The organism is Limnohabitans sp., from assembly GCF_017848645.1.
Classification (GTDB): Bacteria; Pseudomonadota; Gammaproteobacteria; order Burkholderiales; family Burkholderiaceae_C; genus Limnohabitans_A.
In genome coordinates this window covers 17,124-32,338 of sequence record NZ_JAFEIF010000052.1, presented here as the reverse complement: position 1 = coordinate 32,338, position 15,215 = coordinate 17,124, and the positions used below count along the sequence as shown (strand labels likewise).

Below are 15,215 nucleotides of genomic sequence, written 5' to 3'. Positions count from 1 at the left end.
TGCATAATGGACACAATTTAAAAATTTGAGGTTGATTATGCTTGACCGTGAAGGCTTTAGGCCGAACGTCGGCATCATTCTGCTCAACCAGAAAAATCAGGTTTTCTGGGGCAAGCGCATCCGCACCCACAGCTGGCAGTTTCCACAGGGTGGCATTGACCGGGGCGAAAGTCCTGAACAAGCCATGTTCCGTGAACTGCACGAGGAAGTGGGGCTCCAACCGGAGCATGTGCGCATTGTGGCCCGGACCCGTGACTGGTTGCGCTATGAGGTGCCAGACCGCTTCATCCGACGGGATGCGCGCGGTTTTTACAAGGGCCAGAAGCAAATCTGGTATCTGCTGCAGTTGGTCACCCACGACCACCACCTGAACCTGCGCGCCACCGACCACCCCGAGTTCGACGCCTGGCGCTGGAACGATTACTGGGTGCCGCTGGATGTGGTGGTGGAATTCAAGCGCGGTGTTTACGAAATGGCGCTGACCGAATTGGCCCGTTTTCTGCCGCGCCAGGAACGCCAAAACCGCTATTTGCGCGGTGGCAGCCGTGCCCCGCGGGATCACGACATGGACTACGATCACGGCCACGGCGAGATGCAACCCCCTTTGCACATGGAATTGCCCCCGGGGGCCAGCTTCGACCCGAACCCGCAAGGCTGACCAGCCCTACAGCGCATCGCCTCTGGCGCCCTTGGCTTCAGCGGCTCAGGATCAGGTTGTCGCGGTGCACCATCTCGGGCTCGGCGGTGTAGCCCAGCAAAGCCTCGTAGTCGTGCGAGGGCTTGCGGCACAGCAAACGGGCCTCAGCACTGGCGTAATTGGCGAGACCCCGGGCGATTTCTGCACCTTGTTCATCGCGAATGGCGATCACATCGCCTCGTGAAAAATCACCCGCCACACCCGTCATGCCAATGGGCAGCAGGCTCTTGCCTTCGGTCAGCACTTTGTGGGCGGCTCCCGCATCGACCGTGACCGAGCCGCGCAATTGCAGGTGGTCGGCCATCCATTGTTTGCGGGCTTGCTGTTTGGCGGTCTGGGCCACCAGCAATGTGCCCATGTTGTCGCCCTGGGTCAGGCGCAGCAGCGCATCGGGTTCACGCCCCCAAGCGATCACGGTGGACGCGCCCGAACCCGCGGCCCGCTTGGCCGCCAGGATCTTGGTGATCATGCCGCCCTTGCCAATGCTGGAGCCCGCACCGCCCGCCATGGCTTCCAGGGCAGGATCACCGGCATGGGCTTCGTGCACAAAGGTGGCCGAGGCGTCTTTGCGCGGGTCGGCGGTGTAAAGGCCTTTTTGATCGGTCAGGATGACCAGCAAATCGGCTTCGATCAAGTTGGCCACCAAAGCGCCCAAGGTGTCGTTGTCGCCGAATTTGATCTCGTCGTTGACCACCGTGTCGTTCTCGTTGATCACGGGCAAGACACGGTGCTGCAGCAAAGTGAGCAAGGTCGAGCGGGCATTGAGGTAACGCTCGCGGTCGGCCAGGTCGGCGTGCGTGAGCAGCACCTGGGCGCTGCCCATGCCGTTCTCGCGCAATTTCGTTTCGTACATCTGCGCCAGGCCCATCTGGCCCACGGCAGCAGCGGCTTGCAGCGCCGGCACTTCGCTCGGGCGGGTGGTCCAGCCCAAGCGCTTCATGCCTTCGGCAATGGCGCCGCTGGAGACCATGACCACTTCCTTGCCCTGGGCGCTGAGCAGCGCCATTTGACGGCACCACTCGCCAATCGCGCCTTCGTCCAAGCCCCGGCCTTCGTTGGTCACCAGGCTGGAGCCGACTTTGACGACGATGCGCCGCGCATCGCGCAGCAGAGTGGAAACGGCGGCAGAGGTCATGCTGAGAAGTTGGCTTGGCGTTGAAACAGCGCTGAAAAGGGAGCGAGGTTGACGGTGTTAGTCGCCATCCGAAGGCAGCGGTTTGAAGCGCGGGTCATCGGCATCCGGCTCTTGCGGCTTGTCCTGCTCGGTGAAGCGGGGATCAATCTCCACAATGCCCTGCTCGATGATCTGCTGGGCACGGATGTGCTTGTAAATCTCTTTGATCAGCGGCTCGCAGCCTTCGCGCGTCAAGGCCGAGATCTGGAAAACCGGGCCTTTGTAGCGCATGCGCTTGATGAAGTCCTTGACGCGGGCTTCGCGCTCATCGGCGGGCACCATGTCCAGCTTATTGAGCACCAGCCAGCGCGGCTTGTTGTACAGACCGGGATCGTATTTTTTGAGCTCGGCCACGATGGCCTTGGCTTGCTGCACCGGGTCGACGTTCTCGTCAAACGGCGCGAAGTCCACCACATGCAGCAGCAATCGGGTGCGCTGCAGGTGGCGCAAAAACAAATGGCCCAAGCCCGCGCCTTCAGAAGCGCCTTCGATCAGACCCGGCACGTCGGCCACCACAAAGCTTTGCTCGGGGCCCACGCGGACCACGCCCAGATTGGGGTGCAAGGTGGTGAAGGGGTAATCGGCGATTTTAGGGCGGGCGTTCGAGACGGCCGCAATGAAAGTGGACTTGCCCGCGTTGGGCATGCCCAGCAGGCCCACGTCGGCCAACACCTTCAACTCGAGCTTGAGCTCTTTCTTTTCACCGAGCCAACCCGGTGTTTTCTGACGAGGGGCGCGGTTGATGGCACTCTTGAAGCGCATGTTGCCAAAACCACCGTCACCGCCCTTGGCGATCATGATGGTTTCGCCTGGCACCAGCAGCTCATACAGCACTTCGCCGGTTTCGGCGTCGGTGATGATGGTGCCCACCGGCATTTTGAGGGTGACGTCGTCACCCGCTGCGCCGAACATGTCGGAGCCCATGCCGTGCTGGCCACGCTTGGCCTCGTGGCGGCGCGAATAACGGTAATCGACCAAGGTGTTCAGGTTGATGTCGGCAAAAGCGAACACATGGCCGCCGCGCCCGCCATCGCCCCCGTTGGGACCACCGAACTCTTTGTACTTTTCGTGGCGGAACGAGACGCAGCCGTTCCCGCCGTCACCTGCGGCGATGTCAATATAGGCTTCGTCAACGAACTTCATGGGGTATCCAGTGTAGCGGTGGGTCCGCCGTCAAAAGGTCAGCGGACCAGAATGCGAAAAGCCCCGGCTTGCGGGGCTCCTCTTTGCAGATGGACGAGACAGGCTTAAACAGCCGGTGTCACGTTGACCATGTGCTTGCTGAGCTCACCTTTGGTGGAGAACGACACGTGGCCATCAACCAGGGCAAACAAAGTGTGGTCCTTGCCGATACCGACATTGTTGCCAGCATGGAACTTGGTGCCACGTTGACGAACGATGATCGAGCCTGCGCTGATCAGTTCACCACCGAAAGCCTTGACGCCGAGCATTTTTGGCTTGGAATCACGACCGTTGCGCGTAGAGCCGCCGCCTTTTTTCTGTGCCATGACCTATTCTCCTCAGGCAGCGATCGCGCCGATTTGCAGTTCGGTGAACTGCTGACGGTGACCCTGACGTTTCTGATAGTGCTTACGACGGCGCATCTTGAAGATGTGCACTTTGTCGTGCTTGCCATGTGCCAAAACAGTGGCTTTGACTGTGGCGCCGGACACCAGGGGCGTGCCGATCTTCAGGTCTGCGCCGTTGCCGACTGCGAGAACTTGATCGATCACGATTTCCTGGCCAACGTCCGCAGCAATCTGTTCTACTTTAATTTTTTCGCCAGCGACAACACGATACTGTTTGCCACCGGTTTTTATGACCGCGTACATATTAGACCTCTTGAATGGAAGTTTCCAAGGGCTGATCCCCAAGGAACCTGCGATTCTAGCACGGCCACCCCACACCTGGCAAATCCACCGCGTGCGCCTGACACCCGCCCGCAGGGGTCAGGATATGGCAGGTCCCTATAATTGGGCGGCGCACTGGATGCGTTTTTTGTTCCAATTGCCTCGGCTCCACCGAGCCTCCCAGCCGGATCCTCCATTTGTCTGCCTCAGAAAACAGCACCGCCGCCGTTCTTGAACTGGTGGCCCCGGACATGGCCCAGGTCGACCATGTCATTGCCCAGCGGCTCGATTCGGGTGTGCCCTTGGTGGCAGAGGTGGCCCGCTACATCATCTCGGCCGGTGGCAAGCGGCTGCGCCCGGTTTTGCTGCTGCTCACTTGCGGTGCCTTGGGCTACACCGGTGCCCAGCGCCACAACCTGGCGGCCGTGGTCGAATTCATCCACACCGCCACTTTGCTGCACGACGACGTGGTCGACGAGTCCACCCTGAGGCGTGGCAGACCCACTGCCAACGAAAGCTTTGGCAACCCGGCCAGCGTGCTGGTGGGCGACTTTTTGTATTCCCGCGCCTTCCAGATGATGGTGGATGCCAACAGCATGCGCGTGATGCAAACCCTGGCCGATGCCACCAACGTGATCGCCGAAGGCGAGGTGTTGCAACTCATGAACATGCACGACGCCTCGCTGGACGAAGAAGGCTATTTGCGGGTGATCCGCTCCAAAACCGCCAAACTGTTTGAAGCCAGCGCCCGCCTGGGGCCAATTTTGGCGGGTAGTCCACCCGAGATCGAGACCGCTTGCGCCCATTACGGCCAAGCATTGGGCACCGCGTTCCAGGTGATCGACGATGTGCTGGACTATGACGGCAACAGTGCCGAGATGGGCAAAAACCTGGGCGATGACCTGCGCGAGGGCAAAGCCACCTTGCCGCTGATTTTGGCCATGCAGCGCGGCAATGCAGAACAAAGCCGCACCGTGCGCGAAGCCATTGAAACCGGCAACGTGGACCGCCTGAACGACATCGTGGCCATCGTGCGCGACACCGGTGCCTTGGCCGCCACCCGCAGCGCCGCAGCAGCCGAAGCACAACGCGCCATTGACGCGGCGATGCAACTGCCCGACAACGCCTACCGCACGGCCATGGTGGCGCTGGCCTCGCAGTTGCTGGACCGGCGCACCTGAGCGCTGCACATGCCTAGGATGACCATGAAACATTTCAAAACATCCGCCATGGCACTCATCGCCTTGTCGGCTTTTTTTACGGCCCAGAGCACGGCCGCCCCCAAATGGGAAGCCATCACCTTGAACGACCAAGGGATGTTCTACATCGACGCCAATTCTGTGACACAGGAGTCTGGCCGCAAGGTCTTATGGAGCGCGATCGATTACAAAAAACCGCAAAGCAACGCTGAAGGCCTGGCTTATCTGTCGGCGCAAACCCAATTGATGATCAACTGCCAAGCCAAAATGGCCCGCGTGATGCACATGACTTACTACAGTGGTGCCATGCTGACCGGCAAGGTGATCAGTCGCCAGGGCATGCTCAATGAGTGGATGGACATTGACCCCTCATCGGCAGTTCATAAAATTGCTCGGCGCGTCTGCTGATCTGCGCCTCGTCCAGTTCGTCACTTGGCGTCACCTGCACCGAACACACAAGCGGTTGGGCCACACTCATTCGTCAATTTCAATGCCTTCGCTGTCGAATCTTGGGCACGCCAACCCGCGAACTTGAGCGAAACCATGGCATGTCACTTTGGTGATGCATCAGGCCCAGCAACTTGTGTGATAGTGATTTTCCCCCATGCTCTGGCGTGCAGGGACCACAACCACAAGGAGACAAGATGCGTTCGATACCTCAAAAATGGCGTCAGTTTTGCGCCGCTGGCTTACTGGGCTTGGTGACGCTGGCGCTTCACCCCGTTGCCATGGCTCAGTCTTACCCCAGCAAACCCATCAAGATGATCGTGCCTTTCCCCGCGGGAGGCACCACCGACATCGTGGCCCGAATCGTGGCGCAAAAGATGAGTGAATCAATGGGACAACCCGTCACAGTGGACAACCGGGGCGGCGCAGGTGGCGCTATCGGTGCTGACCTGATGGCCAAAGCAGCACCCGATGGCTACACCATCCTGATGCACAACCTGTCGTTTCCGCTGGCCTCGGTGGCGCAAACACTGGCCAACCGCTCCCCCTTCAATGTCGACACCGACTTCGCCGGGGTATCGATTGCGGTCTATGTGCCTTTCGTCTGGACAGCCAGCCCCAGCGTGCCAGCCAAAGACCTGAAAGAGCTGGCCAATTTGCTGCGAACCAACCCCGCGCTGCAGTACAACTACGGCTCAACCGGACCAGGCTCCACCATGCATGTGCTGGGAGAAGCCTTCAAGAAAGAAGGCAAGGTCAACATCACCCACATTCCATTCAAAGGTGCTGCGCCCCTGAAGCAGGAGATGCTGGCTGGCCGACTTCAGGTCGGTGGCGATCAACTGTCTTCATCCCTGGCCGAGATCAAGGCCGGTACGCTGAAGGCACTGGCCACAACTGCCTCCAAACGCATCCCTGGACTGCCCGATGTACCTACGGTCCGGGAACTGGGCTTTCCGAATTTGGAGCTGGAGGGCTGGAACGGGGTATTTGCGCCTGCCAAAACACCCAAAGACATCATTGAGCGTCTGAACAAGGAAGTGATCGCTGCCGTGCGTCACCCCGATGTGGTCAAGCGCTTGAACGACCTGGGCGCTGAAGGTGTGGGCTCCACACCTGCCGAGCAAGATGCCATGCTGCGCCGGCAGATGGACCAGTTCCGCGCCATCATCCGGGAAATGCGCCTCGAGTGAGGCTCTGTGCAAGGCCGCCGCCCGAATGACTCAGGCGCGGCTGCCTTGCGACAACCACCACACCAACAACTCCGAACAATCCTTGGCATCCAATCCGCTTTGTGCAGCGGACTCGAACTGTTGCAGGGCCAAAGCTGTCAAGGGCAGGCTTTTGTGGGTTGCATGCCCCTGATCGAGCATGGCCTGCATGTCTTTGCGCATCGTGGCCACATTCACTGTGACCTGATCGCTCTTTTTCTGATTCAGCGTCTGGGCAATCATGCCGCCACGCACCTTGAGCATATTGGGACCGCCAGAGGAATCTGACAGGATATCGATGACGCGTTGCGGCTCCAGGCCCAGAGGTTCAACCAATGACAAGGCCTCACCCAGGGTTTGCCAATACACCATCAGGGGTAGGTTGACAGCCAATTTCATGGTGGCACCGGCGCCATGTGGACCCACATGCTCCACGCGGCGACAAATCACATGGAGCAGATCCCGGACTTTTTCCAGATCCAGTGCATCGCCCCCCACAAAGCCCAGCAGCTTGCCCTCTTTGGCCGGTCCCACGCTGCCGCCCACGGGGCACTCCAGGAAAAAGGCCTTGACCTCTTGGACCCGCTGAGCCATTTCTTGCGGTTTTGCGGGTCGCACGGTGCTCATGTCGATGAACACCTTGTTGGCAACGCTGCCCGCCAGCAAGCCTGCGTCAGAACCATAAACGTCATCGAGCGCCGCTTCATTGGTGAGCAAGGTGATCACCACATCGACCGATTCAGCCAAGGCCCTCGGCGACTGAGCCCACTGCGCCCCTGCATCCACCAAAGGCTGTGCACGCTCGGCGGTTCGATTCCAAACCGTCACGGAGTAGCCCAATGACAACAACCGAAACCCTATCGCCGCACCCATCTTGCCGATGCCTGCAAGTCCAACATGCATGTGTGTCTCCTGTGACCCAATGAATGCCAAGTATTTTGAGGGAACTCAGAAAGACTGACTGGCACAGAGGTCCTTGACGAATGGGATTTTTGACTTCCTTGATTGCTCCGACAAAACCGGACCAGTCCATGACGGGGCATTTACAAAAAATGCATCAAGCTCCATGATTTGAGTTATTAGGTATTCAATCAATGAGGAGGGGCTCATGGAATCTGTTCAGACACGGCCTTCCCTGACCGGGCACGATGACGCGCCAGTGGTCAGTTATGTGCAGCAACTGCTGGAGCAGGCGGTGGCACTCAAAGCTTCTGATCTGCACTTTGAGCCTTACGAACACCAATACCGCGTGCGCATGCGCATCGATGGGGAACTGCGCGAAGTGGCCACGCCTCACATGGCCCTCAAGGACCGGCTCGCATCGCGCATCAAAGTGATGTCGCGCCTGGACATCGCCGAAAAGCGCCTGCCGCAAGACGGGCGCATGAAACTGCAATTGACCCAAGGGCGGGAGCTGGACTTGCGTGTGAGCACCTTGCCCACCTTGTTTGGGGAAAAGCTGGTGATCCGCGTGCTGGACTCCGCGCAGGCCCAATTGGACCTGGGCCGTCTGGGCTACGAGCCCGAAGACCTGGAGCGCTTGCTGGCAGCCATCCGTGCACCACACGGCCTGGTGTTGGTGACGGGCCCCACCGGCTCGGGCAAGACGCAATCCCTGTACGCCTGCCTGAACCTGCTCAACACGCCTGAAGTGAACATCGCCACGGTGGAAGACCCGTGCGAAATCCAGCTCGCGGGCATCAACCAGGTCAATGTGCAGGACAAACCCGGTCTGAGCTTTGCCGTGGCCTTGCGGGCCTTTTTACGCCAGGACCCGGACATTTTGATGGTGGGCGAGGTGCGCGATCTGGAAACAGCCAACATCGCCATACAGGCCGCTCAAACCGGCCACCTGGTGCTCTCGACCCTGCACACCAACGATGCCCCAGCCACCTTGGTACGCTTGCGCAATATGGGCACCGCCCCCTACAACATCGCCGCCAGTGTGAGCCTGATCACGGCGCAACGCCTAGTGCGCTGCCTGTGCCCGCACTGCAAGCGCGCGGCCAGCGTGCCCGCTGCGATATGGCTCAAAGCCGGGTGGCCCAGCCACCTGAGCCTGGCAGACCCCGTGTCGGTGTTCGAACCCGTGGGCTGCCCGCAATGCCACAAAGGCTTTGCAGGGCGAACGGGGATTTTCCAGGTCATGCCCGTGAGCGCCGAGATGCAGCAACTGGTCTTGCAAGAAGCCGGGATTCAGGAGATGGCGCGCCAAGCCCGAAGCGAAGGGGTGAGCAGCTTGCGCGTGGCCGGTTTGCGCAAAGTGCTGCAGGGCATCACCTCACTGGACGAGGTGCTGGCCGCCACGCGGGAAAGCGCATGAGCGCCCAGCCGCCTGCCCGTGCCACCACCCAGTTTCGCTGGCGCGGCCGCGACCGGCAAGGCCATCGCCAAACCGGGCAAATTCAGGCCCTGAACGCCGATCTGGCCCGGGTGCAACTGCGCAGACAGGGGCTGCAACAGGTGCAGGTTCAGCGCCTGTGGTGGTCGCCGCCAGACACCGTCAAAGCCAAAGACCTGGCCGTCATGACGCGTCAATGGGCGGCCATGCTGCGCGCAGGCGTGCCGGTCGTGCAGGCCTTGGGCATGCTGTGCCGCAGCATGAGCGCCAAAGGCCTGGTGGCCGTGATGCAACAGGTGCGCAGCGATGTGGAAGCCGGTGTGGCCTTGCACGACGCCTTGGCCAAACACCCGAAACATTTCAGCGGCCTGTATGTGCACATGGTGCAAGCGGGCGAAGCCGCCGGGATTCTCGACACGATGATGGAGCGGCTGTCTTTGACGCTGGAAAAAAACGAAGCCATGCGCTCCAAAATCCGCTCGGCCTTGATGTACCCCATTGCCGTGATGGCGGTGGCCTTGGGCATTTTGGTGCTGATCCTGGTGTTGGTGGTGCCGGTTTTCCAGGACGTGTTCCAGTCCTTTGGGGCCGAATTGCCCCTGGCCACGCAAATGGTGGTGGGCATGAGCGACGCGCTGGTACGGGCCTGGCCAGTGGCCCTGCCCTTGGGCTTGTTGATGCTGTGGGCTGCGCAGCAAAGCAACCCGGCAGCCAGCCGGGTGAGGCAATGGCTGGCACGGTGGTGGTTGCGCTGGCCGGTACTCGGGCCGCTCTTGACCACGGCGGTGGTGGCGCGCTGGGCGCAGACCCTGTCGGCCTTGCTGGCCGCGGGCGTGCCCTTGCCCGAAGCCTTGGGGCCGACCGCTCAGGCGTGCGATCATCCGGTCTTTGCCAGCACCACCTTGCAATTGCAGCGGCAGGTGGTGCAGGGCCACAGTTTGAGTGACAGCATGGCCCAAAGCGGGCGTTTTCCGGCGATGATCGTGCAGTTGTGCGCCACAGGCGAGGAAACCGGGGCCTTGGACAGCCTGCTGGGCCGGGCGGGCGGCCTGATGGAGAGCGCGCTCGATGACCAGGTCAATGGCCTGAGCAGTTTGCTGGAGCCGCTGATCATCGTGGTGCTCGGCGGCTTCATTGGGGCCATCCTGGTGGCCATGTATTTACCGATTTTCAGTTTGGGGCAAGTTTTTTGACATGAACGACAGCGTTTTGGCACTCGGCCTGGCGGCTTTGCTGGGCCTGATGATCGGCAGTTTTCTGAACGTGGTGATCCACCGCCTGCCGCTCATGCTGCAAGCGCAGTGGGACGCTCCGCTGGATGACGCCCCGCCCGATGCGCGCCCCTTCAATCTGGCGGTGCCCCGCTCGCACTGCCCCCACTGCCAACACGCCTTGGCCTGGCACGAGAACATCCCGCTGCTGAGCTTCATCCGACTGCGTGGGCGATGCGCCCATTGCCAGGCCCCGATTGGCTGGCGCTACCCGGCCATTGAACTCATTACTGCAGGACTGTTCATGTGGGCTGCGGCCAAACACGGCCTGGGTTGGCAGGCACTCGTCTGGGCCGGGTTTGCTGCCGCCTTGGTGGCGCTGGCCGCCATTGATTACGACACGCGCTTGCTGCCCGACGCCATCACCCAACCCCTGGTGTGGGCGGGTTTGCTGGCCGCCAGCCTGGGGCTGACGGGCATGGGCCTGAACGAAGCCCTTTGGGGCGCCGCTGCGGGCTACCTGTTTTTGTGGACGGTGTACTGGTTGTTCAAAGCCGTGACCGGCAAGGAGGGCATGGGGCAGGGCGACTTCAAGCTGCTCGCCGCTTTGGGGGCCTGGCTGGGCTGGCCCGCACTGCTGTCCTTGGTGCTGATCGCGTCTTTTTCCGGGGTGATCGGTGGCCTCTGGCTCAAGCTGCGGGGCCAATTGGACGACAATGGCCAACTGGCTTTCGGGCCTTTTTTGGTGTTGGCAGGTTTGTGGGTCATGGCCTTTGGCTCCCTGCCCTGGTTTTTGATCTGATCGTCCATGACACAACGCACTTGGCGCATTGGCCTGACCGGCGGCATTGGCAGCGGTAAAAGCACGGTGGCGGGCTTTTTGGCGCGGCGCGGTGCCGCCATCATCGACGCCGATGCCATTTCCCGCAGTCTCACGGCCCCGGGCGGGCGGGCCATGGCGGCCATTGTCCGCACCTTCGGTGAGGCGATGCTCGGCCCAGACGGTGCCATGAACCGCCAGGCCATGCGCGAGCGCATCTTCCAAGACCCACACGCCAAGCGCCAGCTCGAACACATCATCCACCCCCTGGTCGGCCAGATCACGGCCGAGCAGGCGCAAGCGGCCGTGCAAAGCGGTCGGCGTGTTTTGGTGTTCGACGTGCCCTTGCTGGTGGAGTCGGGTGAGCGTTGGCGCAAACAGGTCGACCGGGTGATCGTGGTGGACTGTGATGTCCCGACCCAAATGCAAAGGGTCATGGCCCGCAGCGGTCTGAGCGCCGAAGAGGTCGAACGCATCGTGGCACAGCAGGCCACACGCGCCCAACGTCTGGCCTGCGCCGACCTGGTGGTGGTCAACCAAGGCCTCAGTTTTGATGATTTGGATGCACTGATGGGCCAAGTGGCCGCTGACTTCGGGCTATGATCGGGGCATTGGAAAATGCCGCGTGATCCTGTACGAATACCCACTAAATGAACGCATTCGCACCTATTTGCGTCTGCAACAGCTGTTTTCTCGTCTTGGTCAACTGATCGGGCGAGATCAGGCACTGGACCACCATTTCGCCCTCACCACCCTGTTTGAAATCATGGAGGTGGGTGCCCGCTCGGAACTCAAATCGGAACTGCTCAAGGACCTGGAGCGACAAAAGCAAGTCTTCAGCGCTTACCGGGGCAATCCAGCCATTTCTGAAAAAGCGCTGGACGGGTTGATTACTCAGCTCGACCAGCACTTTGAAGCCCTCAACCAGGTGGCAGGGAAAATGGGCCAGAGTCTGACAGAGCACGATTTCCTGATGGCCCTTAGAAGCCGGGTGACCATCCCCGGTGGCACCTGCGAGTTTGACCTGCCCGCCTACCACGCCTGGCAGCACCACGATGCGGCCAGCCGCGTCCATGATTTGACCCAATGGACCCTTCCATTGGCCCCCTGGGCTCAAGCCATTGGGCAGTTGCTGCAAATGCTGCGCGAATCCGGCAGCAGCCAGAAGGTCATGGCCACGGCCGGACAACTGCAACAAAACCTGCCCCAAGGCCGCACCTTTCAGTTGCTGCGCCTGAAAATTGACCCGTCTTTGGGCATCACGCCCGAGATCAGCTGCAACCGATTGCTGGTGGTGATCCGCATGATGCGTCAGCTCAGCGATGGCAAACTGGTGGCCACCACCGATGACGTGCCCTTTGAGATGACTTTGTGCGCATGAGCGACTCGAACCAGCCCCAAGACTTCGCGCCCCGCCAGGTGCGCTGCCCGGCCTGCGCAGGCACCAGCCTTTACAGCCCCCAAAACCCCTACCGCCCGTTTTGCAGCGCCCGTTGCAAAGGCGTGGACTTGGGGGCCTGGGCCAGCGAAGAATTCAAACTGCCCGACGACACACCACCCGACGAGACTTTTGGCGATCCGCGTTTGCAGTGAGCGGCCCGAAAACCGTCGGGTTTCAAGCGTGCGTGGCGTCCGTGAACTGACGCTCTTCGGCCAGCCAAGCCAGCACGGGAATGGTGCCCGGCAGAACCGGCGTCACAGCCACGGGCAGCAACTGCCAAGCGTGTGATTGCGCTTCGCGCATTTGCAACTCACCCTGCCAGTCCCACACTTTGCAAAAATGCAGACGCACCAGCGCGTGCGGGTAATCGACCATCTGGGTTTTCCAGACTTGGGCGGCACCGATGGTGATGCCCAGCTCTTCCTGCAACTCACGGCGCAGCGCTTGCTCGACCGACTCGCCCACTTCGAGCTTGCCGCCCGGGAATTCCCAATAGCCTGCATACACCTTGCCCTCTGGGCGCGAGGTCAGCAAAAAATGGCCATCGGCTTGCAGCAGCACACCCACCGCCACATCGACCACGGCACGCTCGGCCTGGCCGGCGCTCAGGTCTTCGCGTGCGCGCTCGCCGTCGGCGACCAACAAATCCTGACTCATGTGTGGCTCATGCGGGATCGGCTTGGCGGCCCATCATGTCCCGCGCAAACTGGTAGGCCACTCGGCCGCTGCGCGAGCCGCGCTCCAAAGCCCAGAGCAAGGCATCGGGGCGAGCGGCCTCGATCTGTGCAGGCGTGGCACCCAAAGCACTGAGCCACTGGCCGGCAATGGTCAGGTACTCGTCTTGCGAGAAGGGGTAGAAACTGATCCACAGGCCAAAGCGCTCAGACAGGGAAATTTTCTCTTCCACGCCTTCACCGGGATGGACTTCGCCATCGTCGGTGTGCTTGTAGGTGAGGTTCTCGCTCATGTACTCGGGCAGCAGGTGGCGGCGGTTGCTGGTGGCGTACACCAACACATTGGGGGTCGAGGCCGCCACGGTGCCGTCCAAAATCGACTTGAGCGCCTTGTAGCCCGGCTCGCCGTCTTCAAAGCTCAGGTCGTCGCAATAGACCACGAACTTTTCGGGGCGGCCCGCCACCACTTCGATGATGTCGGGCAGGTCGGTCAGGTCTTCTTTGTCGACCTCGATCAAACGCAGGCCTTGGGGCGCATAGGTGTTCAGGCACGCCTTGATCAGCGAGGACTTGCCTGTGCCGCGTGCGCCCGTGAGCAGCACGTTGTTGGCCGGACGGCCGTGCACAAACTGCTCGGTGTTGCGCTGCAGTTTTTCCTTCTGGTCGTCGATTTCCTTGAGGTCATCCAGCGTCATGGCCGCCACATGGCGCACAGGTTCGAGCACGCCGTGGCCGGACGAGCGTTTGCGGTAGCGCCAGGCAATGGCCTGCGTCCAGTCGGGCGCAGACAGGGGCTGGGGCAAGACCGACTCGATGCGGTCCACCAGCTGGCTGACTTTGGCCAGCAGTTGGTCCAAGGCTGAAGAAGCAGGAGAGTTCATGAACGGTAGTCCGCGTTGATGGTGACGTAATCGTGGCTCAGGTCGCAGGTCCACACGGTGTCGCTGGCAGTGCCTCGGCCCAGGCCGACGCGGACGGTGATCTCGCTGCCCTTCATGACGCGCTGACCGTCTTCTTCGCGGTACTCGGCGCGGCGACCACCTTGCGAGACCACATGCACATCGTCCAGGTGCAACTCGATCAGGCCCTGGTCCAAGTCATCGATCCCGGCGTAACCCACAGCCGCCAAAATGCGGCCCAGGTTCGGGTCGCTGGCAAAGAAAGCGGTTTTGACCAAGGGCGAATGCGCGATCGCATAAGCCACCTGGCGGCACTCTTCGCCCGTTCGGCCGCCTTCGACCCGCACCGTGATGAACTTGGTCGCGCCCTCGCCATCGCGCACGATGGCATGCGCCAGTTGGCGGGCCACTTGCATCAAGCCCGGCACCAAGGCCTGGCCGCCTTCACTGTCCAGCGAGGTGATGGGTGTGTTGCCTGCTTTGTGCGTGGCGATCAGCATGAAGGAATCGTTGGTCGAGGTGTCGCCATCGATGGTGATGCGGTTGAACGAACCATCGGCCAACTGTTTGGCCAAAGCGGGTAGCAGGGCCGGATCGATGCACGCATCGGTGGCCACAAAGCCAAGCATGGTGGCCATGTTGGGGCGGATCATGCCCGCGCCCTTGCTGATGCCGGTGATGCTCACGGCCCTCCCGCCCACTTGCACCTGCACGCTGGCTGCTTTGGGCACGGTGTCGGTGGTCATGATGCCTTCGGCAGCCGTGGCCCAACGAGCAGCTTGCGCATCGGCCAGGGCCGCAGGCAGGCCCGCCACGATGCGGTCCACGGGCAGCGGCTCCATGATCACGCCGGTCGAAAACGGCAGCACCTGCGAAGGCGTGCAGTGCAGCAGCGCAGCCAAGGCCTCGCATGTCTGACGGGCATGGGCCAGGCCCGGTGCGCCTGTGCCCGCATTGGCGTTGCCCGTGTTGATGACCAAAGCCCGCACAGAACTGCCCGCAGCCAGGTGCTCACGGCAGACCTGCACAGGGGCGGCGCAAAAGCGGTTGCGGGTGAACACACCGGCCACGCTGGCCCCCTCGTCCAGCAAGAACACGGTGAGGTCCTTGCGGTTGGCTTTGCGCACACCCGCTTGGGCGATGCCGATGCGCACGCCCGCGATGGGCTGAAGTTGTGCGGGGTCCAGTGGGGGCATATTCACGGGCATAAACATCCTTCAGGAAAACAATCGGAATTGAGAAGGCACAAGG

At 61.3% G+C, this 15,215-nt stretch carries 17 protein-coding genes and 1 pseudogene; 10 read left to right on the top strand and 8 right to left on the bottom strand.

The features are described 5' to 3' along the window. Positions 1 to 37 precede the first annotated feature (37 nt). Complete coding sequence (locus QZ190_RS12270; RefSeq protein ID WP_291916702.1) at positions 38 to 658, top strand: RNA pyrophosphohydrolase; 621 nt, start codon at positions 38 to 40, stop codon at positions 656 to 658. 37 nt (positions 659 to 695) lie between these two features. Here the strand turns inward: QZ190_RS12270 and proB are convergent, their stop codons facing one another. The 4 genes from proB to rplU all read right to left on the bottom strand — a co-directional run bounded on the left by proB (position 696) and on the right by rplU (position 3,703). After that, positions 696 to 1,832: a glutamate 5-kinase gene (gene proB, locus QZ190_RS12265; RefSeq protein WP_291916700.1), complete on the bottom strand. Its 1,137-nt coding sequence runs from the start codon at positions 1,830 to 1,832 to the stop codon at positions 696 to 698. Positions 1,833 to 1,889: 57 nt separating this feature from the next. Next, positions 1,890 to 3,014, bottom strand: coding sequence for an Obg family GTPase CgtA (gene cgtA / locus QZ190_RS12260; protein WP_291916698.1), 1,125 nt, complete (start codon positions 3,012 to 3,014; stop codon positions 1,890 to 1,892). Positions 3,015 to 3,118: 104 nt separating this feature from the next. Then, the gene (gene rpmA, locus QZ190_RS12255) at positions 3,119 to 3,379 is read right to left on the bottom strand and encodes a 50S ribosomal protein L27 (RefSeq protein ID WP_019430604.1); all 261 of its coding nucleotides are present in this window, start codon (positions 3,377 to 3,379) and stop codon (positions 3,119 to 3,121) included. Positions 3,380 to 3,391: 12 nt separating this feature from the next. Next, on the bottom strand, positions 3,392 to 3,703 hold the full coding sequence (gene rplU / locus QZ190_RS12250; RefSeq protein WP_090141645.1) for a 50S ribosomal protein L21: 312 nt from the start codon (positions 3,701 to 3,703) through the stop codon (positions 3,392 to 3,394). Positions 3,704 to 3,918: 215 nt separating this feature from the next. On the opposite strand from rplU, the gene QZ190_RS12245 reads away from it, so the two are divergent. The 3 genes from QZ190_RS12245 (at position 3,919) to QZ190_RS12235 (ending at position 6,560) form a co-directional block, all read left to right on the top strand. After that, a complete protein-coding gene (locus QZ190_RS12245) occupies positions 3,919 to 4,902 on the top strand; it encodes a polyprenyl synthetase family protein (RefSeq protein WP_291916692.1) in 984 nt (327 codons plus the stop codon). Positions 4,903 to 4,926: 24 nt separating this feature from the next. Next, positions 4,927 to 5,328, top strand: a complete 402-nt coding sequence (locus QZ190_RS12240; RefSeq protein ID WP_291916690.1) for a surface-adhesin E family protein — start codon at positions 4,927 to 4,929, stop codon at positions 5,326 to 5,328. Between the two features lie 236 nt (positions 5,329 to 5,564). Next, positions 5,565 to 6,560 carry a tripartite tricarboxylate transporter substrate binding protein gene (locus tag QZ190_RS12235; protein WP_291916689.1) on the top strand — a complete coding sequence of 332 codons (996 nt, stop codon included), beginning with the start codon at positions 5,565 to 5,567 and terminating at the stop codon, positions 6,558 to 6,560. Positions 6,561 to 6,590: 30 nt separating this feature from the next. Here the strand turns inward: QZ190_RS12235 and QZ190_RS12230 are convergent, their stop codons facing one another. Next, a complete protein-coding gene (locus QZ190_RS12230; RefSeq protein WP_367114243.1) occupies positions 6,591 to 7,511 on the bottom strand; it encodes an NAD(P)-dependent oxidoreductase in 921 nt (306 codons plus the stop codon). A 214-nt stretch (positions 7,512 to 7,725) separates the two neighbouring features. Between QZ190_RS12230 and QZ190_RS12225 the strand changes: the two are divergent. The 6 genes and pseudogenes from QZ190_RS12225 to QZ190_RS12200 form a co-directional block, all read left to right on the top strand. Beyond that, positions 7,726 to 8,901: pseudogene (locus QZ190_RS12225) on the top strand (GspE/PulE family protein); the annotation flags it as partial. Continuing rightward, a complete protein-coding gene (locus QZ190_RS12220) occupies positions 8,898 to 10,112 on the top strand; it encodes a type II secretion system F family protein (RefSeq protein ID WP_291916684.1) in 1,215 nt (404 codons plus the stop codon). The pseudogene QZ190_RS12225 and the gene QZ190_RS12220, both read left to right, overlap by 4 nt. 1 nt (position 10,113) lies before the next feature. Then, on the top strand, positions 10,114 to 10,932 hold the full coding sequence (locus QZ190_RS12215) for an A24 family peptidase (RefSeq protein WP_291916682.1): 819 nt from the start codon (positions 10,114 to 10,116) through the stop codon (positions 10,930 to 10,932). Between the two features lie 6 nt (positions 10,933 to 10,938). Beyond that, a complete protein-coding gene (gene coaE, locus QZ190_RS12210) occupies positions 10,939 to 11,553 on the top strand; it encodes a dephospho-CoA kinase (protein WP_291916680.1) in 615 nt (204 codons plus the stop codon). A 22-nt stretch (positions 11,554 to 11,575) separates the two neighbouring features. After that, a complete protein-coding gene (gene zapD, locus QZ190_RS12205; protein ID WP_291916678.1) occupies positions 11,576 to 12,331 on the top strand; it encodes a cell division protein ZapD in 756 nt (251 codons plus the stop codon). Beyond that, the gene (locus tag QZ190_RS12200) at positions 12,328 to 12,543 is read left to right on the top strand and encodes a DNA gyrase inhibitor YacG (RefSeq protein ID WP_291916676.1); all 216 of its coding nucleotides are present in this window, start codon (positions 12,328 to 12,330) and stop codon (positions 12,541 to 12,543) included. Before zapD ends, QZ190_RS12200 begins: the two co-directional genes overlap by 4 nt. Before the next feature lie 22 nt (positions 12,544 to 12,565). On the opposite strand, the gene QZ190_RS12195 is transcribed toward QZ190_RS12200, so the two are convergent. From QZ190_RS12195 to argJ, 3 genes are read right to left on the bottom strand one after another with little or no spacing between them, the layout of a single operon-like run. Then, positions 12,566 to 13,048, bottom strand: a complete 483-nt coding sequence (locus tag QZ190_RS12195) for an NUDIX domain-containing protein (protein WP_291916674.1) — start codon at positions 13,046 to 13,048, stop codon at positions 12,566 to 12,568. A 7-nt stretch (positions 13,049 to 13,055) separates the two neighbouring features. Continuing rightward, positions 13,056 to 13,946 (bottom strand): ATP-binding protein, encoded by an 891-nt coding sequence (locus QZ190_RS12190; RefSeq protein WP_291916672.1) that lies wholly within the window; start codon positions 13,944 to 13,946, stop codon positions 13,056 to 13,058. Beyond that, positions 13,943 to 15,172, bottom strand: a complete 1,230-nt coding sequence (gene argJ, locus QZ190_RS12185; protein WP_291916670.1) for a bifunctional glutamate N-acetyltransferase/amino-acid acetyltransferase ArgJ — start codon at positions 15,170 to 15,172, stop codon at positions 13,943 to 13,945. Before argJ ends, QZ190_RS12190 begins: the two co-directional genes overlap by 4 nt. Between the last annotated feature and the right edge of the window lie 43 nt (positions 15,173 to 15,215).

Coding starts and splice junctions, on each gene's coding strand:
- QZ190_RS12270 (WP_291916702.1), top strand. CDS start 38: ATGCTTGACCGTGAAGGCTTTAGGCCGAACGTCGGCATCATTCTGCTC.
- proB (WP_291916700.1), bottom strand. CDS start 1,832: ATGACCTCTGCCGCCGTTTCCACTCTGCTGCGCGATGCGCGGCGCATC.
- cgtA (WP_291916698.1), bottom strand. CDS start 3,014: ATGAAGTTCGTTGACGAAGCCTATATTGACATCGCCGCAGGTGACGGC.
- rpmA (WP_019430604.1), bottom strand. CDS start 3,379: ATGGCACAGAAAAAAGGCGGCGGCTCTACGCGCAACGGTCGTGATTCC.
- rplU (WP_090141645.1), bottom strand. CDS start 3,703: ATGTACGCGGTCATAAAAACCGGTGGCAAACAGTATCGTGTTGTCGCT.
- QZ190_RS12240 (WP_291916690.1), top strand. CDS start 4,927: ATGAAACATTTCAAAACATCCGCCATGGCACTCATCGCCTTGTCGGCT.
- QZ190_RS12235 (WP_291916689.1), top strand. CDS start 5,565: ATGCGTTCGATACCTCAAAAATGGCGTCAGTTTTGCGCCGCTGGCTTA.
- QZ190_RS12220 (WP_291916684.1), top strand. CDS start 8,898: ATGAGCGCCCAGCCGCCTGCCCGTGCCACCACCCAGTTTCGCTGGCGC.
- QZ190_RS12215 (WP_291916682.1), top strand. CDS start 10,114: ATGAACGACAGCGTTTTGGCACTCGGCCTGGCGGCTTTGCTGGGCCTG.
- coaE (WP_291916680.1), top strand. CDS start 10,939: ATGACACAACGCACTTGGCGCATTGGCCTGACCGGCGGCATTGGCAGC.
- QZ190_RS12200 (WP_291916676.1), top strand. CDS start 12,328: ATGAGCGACTCGAACCAGCCCCAAGACTTCGCGCCCCGCCAGGTGCGC.
- QZ190_RS12195 (WP_291916674.1), bottom strand. CDS start 13,048: ATGAGTCAGGATTTGTTGGTCGCCGACGGCGAGCGCGCACGCGAAGAC.
- QZ190_RS12190 (WP_291916672.1), bottom strand. CDS start 13,946: ATGAACTCTCCTGCTTCTTCAGCCTTGGACCAACTGCTGGCCAAAGTC.
- argJ (WP_291916670.1), bottom strand. CDS start 15,172: ATGCCCGTGAATATGCCCCCACTGGACCCCGCACAACTTCAGCCCATC.